Origin of the sequence: Spirosoma validum (genome assembly GCF_014699035.1) — a bacterium.
Lineage (GTDB): Bacteria > Bacteroidota > Bacteroidia > Cytophagales > Spirosomataceae > Spirosoma > Spirosoma validum.
The window spans coordinates 24,796-36,633 of record NZ_JACXAA010000015.1 but is presented as its reverse complement, the minus strand read 5'-3'; the positions used below and the strand labels follow the sequence as shown (position 1 = coordinate 36,633).

The 11,838-nt window shown below is 47.5% G+C and carries 6 protein-coding genes; all 6 read right to left on the bottom strand.

All coding sequences use genetic code 11. From position 1 onward, the window contains the following. Positions 1–76: 76 nt before the first annotated feature. Complete coding sequence (locus tag IC230_RS28605) at positions 77–1,585, bottom strand: arginine deiminase family protein (RefSeq protein ID WP_191042500.1); 1,509 nt, start codon at positions 1,583–1,585, stop codon at positions 77–79. A 240-nt stretch (positions 1,586–1,825) separates the two neighbouring features. Next, positions 1,826–3,325 carry a SusD/RagB family nutrient-binding outer membrane lipoprotein gene (locus IC230_RS28600; RefSeq protein WP_191042499.1) on the bottom strand — a complete coding sequence of 500 codons (1,500 nt, stop codon included), beginning with the start codon at positions 3,323–3,325 and terminating at the stop codon, positions 1,826–1,828. A 15-nt stretch (positions 3,326–3,340) separates the two neighbouring features. Next, positions 3,341–6,481, bottom strand: a complete 3,141-nt coding sequence (locus tag IC230_RS28595) for a SusC/RagA family TonB-linked outer membrane protein (RefSeq protein WP_191042498.1) — start codon at positions 6,479–6,481, stop codon at positions 3,341–3,343. Between the two features lie 215 nt (positions 6,482–6,696). After that, entirely contained in the window at positions 6,697–7,185 is a 489-nt protein-coding gene (locus tag IC230_RS28590) for a hypothetical protein (protein WP_191042497.1), read from the bottom strand. A gap of 17 nt (positions 7,186–7,202) precedes the next feature. Then, complete coding sequence (locus IC230_RS28585; protein ID WP_223860911.1) at positions 7,203–8,654, bottom strand: RagB/SusD family nutrient uptake outer membrane protein; 1,452 nt, start codon at positions 8,652–8,654, stop codon at positions 7,203–7,205. A 22-nt stretch (positions 8,655–8,676) separates the two neighbouring features. Beyond that, positions 8,677–11,781 carry a SusC/RagA family TonB-linked outer membrane protein gene (locus IC230_RS28580; protein WP_191042496.1) on the bottom strand — a complete coding sequence of 1,035 codons (3,105 nt, stop codon included), beginning with the start codon at positions 11,779–11,781 and terminating at the stop codon, positions 8,677–8,679. Positions 11,782–11,838: the final 57 nt, after the last annotated feature.

The following is an 11,838-nucleotide window of genomic DNA, read 5'->3' as shown; positions in this document are numbered from 1 at the left end:
CTGAAAGTTAACGTTTGTACTTAACCGTAGCAAGTTAGCACGAAAGCACTGAATCAAGCAATGAAAGCTGCGTAGTCTACAGGATTTCCTCTCTTAACAATGGCAGACTCATGCAGTGTGAACCACCCCGCGCCCGCGACAATTCTGCAGAAGGGAGCATAATGAACGTATTCTCAATCGTTTCTGGGGATAATTGATCTTGCTCGAAACGTTCCAGGAGCCTGGCAGCGCTAATAACTTCGAACCCGGCTGCGCGAAAAGCATCCGCTGTTTTTTCGTTACGGTCATACCCAACTACAACCCCATCTTTTAAGGCTAGCAAATTGCAGGAGTCGGTCCATTGCTCTCGGGCACCGAATGGAAATTCGTTGTTACCTGAGTAAATGAACTGCACGGGTTCGGTAGCGCCCAGATCATTTTTGCTAATGTCCGTCAGTAAGTCCTCAAGATTCTCGATTTCAATCGGCTTATGTTCCACTCCTTTGATAAACTGGAGAATCTTCAACTCTTCTGCTACGTCCTTCGGCGCGAAAAAATGCAGTACATCCCGTTTTTTAGCTTCATCACCCGTTCGGGCGAGTGATCCCAGCAGGACCCACACGTTGCGTTTTACCTGGGTAAAAATCGTATCGATGTGCATGTAATCCCGTTTTTTCGGAATCTTAATAATCGTCACCTTATCCACCAGATTTTTTTCGAACACCAGTTGCATCGTCTGCTGGGCCGCATAGAGCGTAGTGCGTTCACTAACGCCAATTAGTAGATGGCGTTTCGCAATCATCATCACGTCGCCCCCTTCGAGCGTTGAGCGCGTTACGTCGCGATTCGTATCTGAGTCAGCCAGAAGAAACGCATGCTCATTGTCGGGAATCTCAATGATTTTATCCTGATAGCCAGCAAATAATGGATGATTGAAAAATATATACTGAGCGAGCAGCGCTTCGCGCGTGCGGGCAAGCTTTGCCGGTTTATTAAGCAGAATATGGTCGTTGATGACAATACCAATGTCGCGCGTGAAAATAAAATTGGGTAGCGGAGCGAAGAGCATCGTCAGATCGGGTAAGGAACCCGAAATCATAATCTTAGCCAGTTCGCCGGGCTCATACTGATTTAGTTGTTGCTGTGTACGGAATGAAGTTCGCTCGATGCCACAAATGGCCGCAATCAGGCGCGTACGGATACTTTCGTCGGTCAGGATATCCGATAATAGCCATTGAATGTCAATAACCTTATTTGACTTGTAATAATCGGGATGATCAGGTTTAAAAAACGACCGGTCGTGGTCGGGGCTGAGAGAAGCTATTTTACCCCGAATGACAGTCGTGTCTAAAAAATACAGCAGAATCTTAACGTAGTAATCGTACTCATCCCGGCGCATCATGTCCAGATGAACGATGTCTTCAAACAACCAGTCCTGCGCTTTTGAAGGAACGACTTTGCCCAGGCCTCGGTCGGGGCTGTGAATCAGTAAACGTTTGAGAGTACCAATTTCAGAGGAGATCATAATTCGACTGGTCAACGACTCAGCGGGCTGTTCAGCAAGTATGTCAGCGATATTTCCAGCGGTTTGATTTTCGTTTTCCATATGATTCAAAAACCTACGAAAAGGCGGGTTCTCATTGGCAATGTACGTGTTTATGGGTTGAAAAGAAATGGTGTTTTCTTGCCCAACGGGGTGTTGTTACGTATTAATTTATTTCCATAATGTCTCTGTAAAACGGATTTAGATGAAAAAAATAAAGCGTTTAAAATCAAAAAGCCCTCCGACTAGTCGGAGGGCTTTTTGATTCACTGGTTACTAATTACACTACAGAGATCGTCAGTTTTATTGACGAGTATCCCAAAACACGCGTTCAGTTAGAGAAGCGCGTTTTGGTGTGTTCAGATTTCTGTCTGTTTCGCTTTGTGGATAATACAAGACGCGTGGTATCTGTGTGATCACCCCATTTGCTACTGGCCTAATCGCAGGATAACCTGTCCGGCGCCAGTCAGTCCAGTTCTCAACAGAAACGGATAAGTTCGCAACATATTTTTCTTCAATCAATTGCTGCAACTGCTGAGCGGCTGTGCCCGTTAACGTTCCCCGTCTGGCCAGATAGGACGTAATATCAGCGTCAGCTACACCGGCTGCCTGCATAGATGCGCGGATACCCGCCTGATAAAACGTTTGTGCATCGCCAGTAACCTGGAATCGTAAAGCTGCTTCCGCCCGAATAAAATTGTATTCGGCAAATGTTAACATCCGGACAGGCGCACTACCACTATACTGAATGACCGTAGAAGTAATACCGCCCTGAGCATTGGGGGTTATTGTCGTCGTCGTGTTGGTTCGGGCCCCGAATAAATATTCACCAAACCGTGAATAATTGATGGATTGATCATCACCCGGTGTCGAACCCTTGTATTGTGCCTGTGCCAGATTCGTTGTATAAGGGAACGGCGTAAAATACCTGGGCCGACGTGGGTCGGTGTTTGTATTCATCAAATTAACAAGGAAGCTGTTAGGGAATAAATAATCCGCCCGGCTTACGTCGAATTGATAAATTGGATTTTGTTTACCAACATCCGTTCCAAACGTCATCTGAAAATTATCTGAGTTAGACTGCATGAACTGCACATTACTACCGATCAAGGCAGTCATTTGCTGCTTCAGATAAGCGTTGTCTTTCTCACTGTAATGGAGTAACAACCGCAGTTTCAACGTGTTCGCAAATTTGGCCCATTTGGTCCGATCACCAGCAAAAATGACATCATTAGCCGTTGGTGAGAGAGCTGACTGCGTAGCGCTCACCTCCGAGATTCCCTGATCGAGCAACGTGAACAACTGCCTGTACACCTGCTCATCGTCATCGAACTTAGGCTGCGTATTGGCCGTACCCAGACCCGCTTCAGTGTAAGGAATGTCCCCAAACGTATCCAGTACTTGCTGAAATGAATAGGCCTTCAGAATTTTAGCAATGCCTGAATAGTGCGGACTACCCGTCGAATTACTGATTACATAGTCCAGATCAGACAGCGTCGTTGCATAAATCGAACCGTAGACGTTATTAACATCCGTAGGCTGAATGACGTACGTCTGATAAATAGAGGTCTGAGTACCAGGGCCTGCCTGGCCGGCAAATTGCTGAACAAGAAGGTTCGAGAACCGGCTCAGGTCGCTGCCTCCTGTAAAGCCTACGTTAACAGCCGCTGAAGTCAAAACTTGACTAATTGGCGCTGTCAGCAAATTATTCGGACTCGTGTTGATATCCAGAAACGTATCGCATGAGCTACTTATCAACACCAGAGCTGTAAGTAACGGAGCTAGTTTTAATTTAAAAGTCATTAGCTGTTGACTGGTTTAGAATGATGCTTTCAAAAAGACTCCATAAGAACGCGTTTGCGGCAGAGAATTGAACTCAAGACCTTGGCCGTTACTAGCACCTAAAACGCTATTTTCCGGGTCGAAATGCGGATAGTTTGGTGCTGATAAAAGTAAATTACGACCGTTAATGCCGATTTGTAATTGTCCCAAAGGCGTTTTCGTCAACAGTTTGTTGGTAAAGCTGTATGACAAAGAAGCCTCTCTCAAACGCATCCATGACGTATCAAAAATGTAGGTTTCGCCAATACCGGTGTATAAATTTTGCCAGTACTGTTGAGCTGTTAGGCGCGTCGTATTAACCGAGCCATCCGCTTTAACTCCATCAATGATATAAGGCGTCGCTTGTGTACCGTCAGCATTGAAGCGATCGAACTCGGCGGTTTCGATAGCGGCTCCTGTCCGGCGCAAGTCGCCAATGTTTCGGGCGTAAGCATCACCACCTTTGCGAATGTCAATCAGGAAATTCAGGTTGAATCCGCGGAACGAAAGATCACTGGTAATACCCATTGTCCACTGTGGATTGGGATTGCCGATCCGCTGGTTAGCGGCTGCCTGAGTAGGTAAGCCTTGAGCCGTTACAATCACCCTACCGTTCGCGTCGCGGTTTAACACCGATCCATAGATTATACCATAAGGCTGCCCTTCTTCCAGACGAGCTTGTGGCGTTGTAAATCCTCCTAAGAAAATGTTGGGTACACCAGCCGCCAGGCTTTCAACCCTGGGGTCAACATGGCTAAAGTTGGCTGACAGGTTCCAGGTGAGATTGGTGGTACGAATAGGTGTACCACGGAGTAAAAACTCCACACCGCGGGAGCGCATAGAGCCTGCATTTCGGTAGGCACTCGTAAAGCCCGAACTTGGCGAAATAGGTACGGCAAAGATCAGATCTGTTGAATGCTGGTCATAATAAGCAAACTCAAATCCGATTCGATCACGTAGGAACGACATCTCCAGACCAATTTCACTGCTGGTCGTGAATTCAGGACCTAAATCCGAATTACCGGCAGCATCATCCAGAGTTCTGCCACCTAACTGCTGGAACGGGAAGAGAATCTGTGGCCCAAAACCATCGGCTGGCTGTGCTTGGAGGAAGTACGTATCGGTTGAATAGACCGGAGCTACTTTACCCCCTTTCGCTCTGTTTACGTATAGTTTACCAAAGCTGATAGCTCCTCCATTTTTAAGCGAAGGGAAGGCTTCGGTGAAGACAAAGCTGGCGGCCACGCCCGGATAGAAGAAGGAGCGCTTGGCACGACCAAACGTAGACGACCAGTCATTACGTCCCGTAACATTCACTGTAAGCCATTGCTTGTAATTCAAGCTAAAATCACCGTAAACGCCGATCAGCCGTTGCATTGATACTTCTGCAAACGGGGTGTAAACGGTAGCATTCGTAATATTATCAAAATCACGAACATTCAACGTTGTTCCCGTAATGCGGTTCCGATTGCTGTATAACTGGGTGATTTCGTTACCAACCACAAGATTAAACCCTAAATCTTCGGTGATTTGCCGTTTAACACTCAGGTTAAGATAAGAAGCCAGGTTTTTGGTCTGGAAGGTTTCATCGCGGATACCGCCCCTGCCACCAGCACTCGTTGTCGCTGCTCCGACAGCACCAATCTGGTCGTATGCTTTTATCGTCTGGGTATAGTTGTCAATACCGATCTTGTAGCTCGCGTTCAACCAGGGTGTTATATCGTAGCCCAAATTGATATTGCCCAGTACACGATTTACCTGGTCATTCCAGCGGTTATTATCGATGGTCCAGTAGGGGTTGTCTTGCGACGTATCGAAATAATATTGCGTTCCGGCGGCATCCTGATAGGGCAGATTCTGCAGATCAATATTACGCGGCAGGAACCAGGTTCTGAAGAATGGGTTCGATAATTGGTTACCGACCTGCGTTCGCTTAGACGTCGAGGTAATGTATTCTGCACTTACGCCTGCCGTAAACTTACTGGTTATTTGAGATGACCCGTTGAACCGGAAGTTATTACGGACCAGTCGGTTGTTGGCTAATGTACCATTTTCAACCAGATTACCGTACGACACGCGGAACGTTGATCGCTCATTACCACCTGTTATCGCTACGTTTTTCTGGAAGTTATTTCCCTGACGGAAAACGTTGCGAATATTATCCGGATAAGACGTTAAGTTCGTTGAATCGGGCATACCGATCAACTGGCGCACGGCAGACGTGAACGGATTGGCTACCCGTTGTCCTTGAATACGGGGACCCCACGAGAAGTTAGATAAGTTGTTAAACGTAGAGCCGTTACTACCCTGCGCATATTGGTTTTGCCAGTCGGGGAAGCGATTCACTTCATTAACGTTATAAGAACTGGTCAGTTGCACGGAGGTTTTTGCGTTCCGACGACCCTTCTTCGTCGTAATAATAATCGCTCCACTAGCCGCCCGCGACCCGTAAAGCGCAGCAGCAGCCGGTCCTTTCAATACTGAGAGATTTTCAATTTCGTCCTGATTCAGGTCAATCCCCCGGTTTGAGTTAGCTACCCCGTTCTGTAGTGAGTTCGTACCACCCGAGTTATCAATCGGAATTCCATCCACAACGAACAAAGGTTGGTTACTGCCGGTGAAAGTCGTGAAGCCCCGGATAAAGATGGCAGAACTAGCACCCACTTGTCCGCTTGACGACTGGATGCGTACCCCGGCTACTTTACCCTGTAGCGAATTCACGAGGTTTGTTGTCCGGCCAACAGTTAGCTCTTCGTTTTTTACCGTATTAATAGCGTAACCCAGGCTCTTTTTTTCGCGCTCGAAACCAATTGCCGTTACAACAACCTCATTTAGGTTTGTTGCGTCCGTTTGAAGCGTAACGGCAATCGTTGAGCGATTACCAACAGCTACTTCCTGAGATTTGTACCCGATGAAGCTGAATACCAATGTACTAGTGGCAGGAGCGTTAATTCTGTAGTTGCCCTGTGCATCGGTCGTTGTTCCACGGCTTTCGCCTTTTACTTGTACGGTCACACCTGGTAAGCCTGACCCATCATCTGATGAAGTGACCTGACCACTTACTGATACATCCTGAGCCAATACGGGCAAGCAGAATAGTAGCGAAAGCAGCCAGCTGCCTAATAAAATTTTTCGCATTTGTGAGTCTAGATTAAATTAGCATTAAAGAAGTATAAAATGGCAACAAATATAATGAGCAGAAAAGAAAATACTAAATAATATACTATCAGGTAGTATACCTTTTGGATAATTCCCATTTAAGTCAAAAAAAGGTTACACAATTTGACAATATACAGAAAAAGCAACCTGCTTATTGAGTTGCTTTTTCTGTGTGGATTGAAAACGACTTGTATCTATTGGCGAATCAGATAACCTAGCCGTTTATAGTTCGCGCTGGCTTTGTAATCGGTGTTAGTACTATCAATAACCAGCACTAAATTACCTGTAGGACTGGTTGAACTGGTCGCACGCGATACAGTCAATGTTAGTGAGCCGAAACTACTGTTGGCTGGAATCGTTACGTTACCGTCATTAACCAGTGTATAGGTATTCGCCCTTGTGATTGTCGTATTAACCGGGTCAATGGCCACTTTAACCGAGAAATCGCTGCTACGTTGGCGGCCGACCAGGTTTAGTTGCTGAACGAATGTAGCACCAGCCGTTACGGAGTTATTAGCCGTAATAATCGGAAACGTGCGTCCGACAGCCGGGGTGCGGGTTACTGCTTCATTGAACTCAATGACAGTAGGGCCGTCATAAACCGTTTCCATGTTGTCGAAGCACGACATAACCAGCAGGGACAGTGCCCCTAAAAACAAATAAGCTTTCAGATGTTTGATCATCGGAGTAAAGTCAGTGATTAATAGCCCGAATTCTGGGCTAAGTTTTTGTTGGCTAAAATTTCGCTGTTGGGGATTGGCGCTAGTATACGGGTATCGCCGTAGGTTACGTTTCCGGTAGCTTTAATCACATCCTGTCCGCGCCGTTTCAAATCGAACCAGCGATGACCTTCGAACGCGAGTTCGAGTCGACGTTGTAAGACTATTTCTGCCTGCAACTGGGCGTTGGTTAGTCCGGTTGCGGCCGTTAGACCCGCCCGTGTCCGAATCATGTTCACATCCGCTAATGCCTGCGCAAGATCGCCGTTGCTACGTGCCTGCGCTTCGGCCCGAATCAGATACAGTTCCGAGATGCGAATGACCGGTACGTTGTCCATGTAAATAACTCCCGATTTACCAAGAAATTTAGTGCATTCGATTACAGTTGAGTTTGATCGGTTAAGGCCCAACTGATAGAGTTGTCGGCGAACGTCACCCGTTTGATGGAGGTTCAGGAAGGCCGTAGTTGGCACAATACCACCGTAGCCGTTTGCTGGCGGAAGCGGAGTAGGACGTAGGGCGGCCAGGCTGTTTGCCTGCGCTACGGATTCGATGGTAGTGTAGGCTGTCTGAATGGAGTTGTTCACCCCCAGCGATTCCTGACGGGTCTGAAACAATACTTCAAAAATTGATTCTGGGTGCGTATTGCTACGCCATGCTGCTACGTAATCCGTATTACCTACAAATCGCCCAACCCCTGCGGCTAAAGCCTCCGTCGCATACTTGATGGCGTTCGGAAAATCCTCATTATATAAGGCTACACGGGCAAAAAGAGCCAGCGCGGCTGCTTTAGTAGCCCGGTTCGGACCACCCGTAGCAGGCGCTTTCGCAACGGCTGTTGTCAGATCCTGGTAAATCAGTGAGTAAACATCAGCTACCGATGCGCGCGTTGGATACTGTACCTGTTCAGGAGTCTTAATTCCTGTGGTCATAATCGGAACACCGCCTTTATTGAGGGACGCAATGGCTACCTTGGGATCGAAGGCAAATACTCGCGCTAAATTGAAGTAGTTCAAGGCCCGAAGGAATTTAATCTCACCTTCAATAGAAGCGCGTTCTGCTTCACTGAACGGACTGGTAGGTAAGGCTTCCAGAATCAGATTAATTTCGTTGATGGCTGTGTAATAAGTTGGCCAGCCCAGAAAGTGGTTATTAATCACGTTCTGGCCTTCACTCACGTAGCGTCCGCCCGCGCGGTTGATAATTTGAGTTTCATCGGCTAAAGCTTCGGCAATCGCGATTAGATCACGCCCATAGGTAACCTGTGCTTTGAGGTACGTGTAAACACTAGTTACGGCCGCGTTGATGCCCTCCCGGGTAGTGAGCGCTACGGATGAATCGATGGACTGGCGCGGCTCGATGTCCAGCAGGCTGCTGCAACTGGCTATCAGCAGACCCATCGTTAGTACAAATGATTGAATGATATATTTCATGAGTATGACGTCTTCTGTGAGATTAAAGCCCGATTTGGATACCGAATGTGTAGCTGCGCGACTGTGGAATGATACCGGAGTTATCCGTACCAGCAAATTCTGGATCGAAGCCGGTCCATTTTGTCCAGGTCAGGGCGTTGATGCTCTGTGCATAGATTTTAACGCTCGACATTTTCAGGTGCTGCATTAGCGATGAAGGTAAGTTGTAGGATAAGGTAATTTGTTTCAGCCGGATGTAGGAAGCATCCTGATAGAACCGGCTGATTTGCTGATACGAACTAACCCGGCCACTCACTTCCGTACGATTTTCAGCCGGACGTGGTACGCTCGTAATCTGTCCGGGGGTGGTCCATCGATTTTCGTAATAGTATAACAAGCTGTTCCGCAATACGCCCCCATTGTCGGCAAATCGAAATTCCTGCAGGTTTTGCACCGTTTTTCCCTGATCGTATTGGAATAAAGCCGATAATTCGATGCCGCCGTAAGAAAGCGTATTGGTAAAACCGCCATAAATTTTTGAAATAGCGGAGTGGCCTAGTGGCCGCTGATCGGCCGTGCGGAAGAGGTACGTAATGTCGCCGTTTAGATCATACCACATTGGACGACCATTGGCTGGATTTACACCGGCATAGGGAACGCTGACGTTTGTAAAAAGTGGATACCCAACCCGAACGGCCAGGTTTCCGGGAAGTACGTCAGTTCCTTCGAACAGTTTCGTAACCTTATTATCAATCAGTGTAATATTGAAGTTGGTTTCCCAGCGGAAACCTCCTTTGTTAACATTGACTGTTGTAATGTCGAATTCCAGTCCTTTGTTAACGACCTCACCGATATTCTCGGTAATGACTGTGTTTGTGTTTGTATTTTCTAAGGCAACCCCGTTACTGGACGGTACGGTGCGGTTCAACAGCAGGTCGCGACTGGTCCGATGGAACGCTTCGAAAGAACCTTTGATCCGACCGCCAAAGAATCCATAGTCTAACCCGAGGTTGTAGGTTACGTTACGTTCCCAACGCAGATTGGAATTACCCAGCTGACTGGGACGAATTCCCGAATTACCCTGGTAAACACTGCTTAAGCCGTATAACTGGCGGGCAGCAAAGTTGTCAACCTGGTCGTTGCCAGTGCTACCGACGCTGAAACGAAGCCCCAGATCACTGATTGTGTTACTTGTGTTTAGGAACGATTCTTCCGCGATATTCCATTTAGCCGAAATCGACGGGAAATACCCCCAGCGATTATCAGTTCCGAAACGCGACGAGCCATCATACCGAAGAATTCCGCTTAGAATGTATCGCTTACCGTATTCATACCGCACGTTTGTGAAGATACCTGCCCGTTTGAAACCCGTCCAGGCACCACCTACCGATACCGGTTCAGCTGCTGCATTGGCTGTATTGAGATCAGGTGTTGGAAACCCACTTGCATTGAGCGTAGTCGTTTCGTTAATTTCCTGACGATATTCAGCACCTATCAAGGCACTCACTAAATGTTTCTCGCCAATCGTCTTGGTATAATTCGCGGTAACGTTGCTGGTCAGACCTATGTTGCTGTTCACAAACTGATTAAGGCTACCTCTAACATTGTAATAATCAGACGTACGCGGATCGTTGAACAACGATGAATTGACAGTTCGGTAGTCCAGACCGCCAAATCCTTTAAGAATTAAATCCTTGGTTAGTGAATAGGTTAGGCCCAGATTACCAACCAATTGATTGACATTCGTTTTTGATTTAATGAGGTCGGAGTTCGCAACAATGTTCTGCGATAAATCACCCACCATCGTTACGCCGGATGCTGGCAGGCCGTAGTAACTACCGTCGGGATTATAGATAGGGTTGAATGGCAGAATGAGCGGAGCCGCGTATTGAGGAGCTCCAAAAGCAGTTGTACTCCCTACGTTAGCGGCATTACCTGTATTGCCCGACGTACCATAGGGACCGCGCTGCGTGATTGCACTCACATTCAGCCCCGCATCGACCGCCAGTTTATTATTCAGCTTATGAGTCAAATTAAGCTTGCTTGAAAAACGCTTGAAGTCGACATTTCTGAGCGAAGCATCCTGCTGGTTAAAGGAGCCGGACAGGTAGAACGTCGTGCGGTCATTCCCGCCCTGCGCCGACAGATCAACGTTATCGACAGAGCCGGGTCGATACGACTCACCCTGCCAGTCATAATTGGGCAGTGCAGCAATGGCTTCATCCGTTAAATCTGTTGAAAGACCCAGTTGACTAAGGGCTAACGTGCGGCTGGCTACAGGCGTAAGGGTCGGACGCGCTGCCTGCAGGGCTTCGGTACGTATCTGGATGAACTGCTGCGTTGACAGTACGTCCAGCTTCCGAATGGGATCAACAATACCTTTGTAATAGTTGATATTGACACGGGTTTTGGCTCCTGCTTTACCCCGTTTGGTAGTTACCAGTACCACACCGTTAGCGGCCTGAGCGCCATAGATAGCGGCTGTCGCGGCATCTTTCAGTACGTCAATGCTCTCAATATCGTTTGGATTCAGGAATGATAACGGGTTACTGCTTACGTTACCACCGCCGTCGTTTCGGGTATTAATCTGCACACCATCAACTACGTATAGCGGATCGTTACCGGCAGTGATGGAGCCAACCCCCCGAATGCGAACCTGGACAGCACCACCCGGCACGCCACTACTGGACGTAATCTGCACTCCAGCGGCTCGACCCTGCAAGGCCCGGTCAAAGCTCTGAACAGGTAAGTTCTCAATGGCATCACCCTTGATATTAGCCGTTGCGCCCGTTGCTTCCTTTTTGGTAACAGCAGCTCCGTAACCCGTAATGATGAACTCTGTAAGTTCATTTGCACTGCTCTGAAGAGTTAGGTTAACGGTTGTTCTCGAGCCTGCTTCTACTTCCTGACTTGTGTAACCAATAAAGCTGAAAACCAGCCTTGGATTCGCCGGGGTAGTAATTTTGTAGTTCCCGTTCGCATCCGTTGTAGTCCCCCGAGTCGTACCTTTTACCTGCACACTTACACCCGGTAGGGCGGAGCCGTCGTCTGATGAAGTTACACGGCCACTCACTGTTACCTCCTGCGCCATAACTGGTAGGCAGAATAACGTAGCAAGTAACCAATTCGCTAATAAAAATTTCTTCATTTTTAAATTGAGTTGAGGTTAAAATTTCCTTAAAAGTATGAGTTCTTAAAGATACAA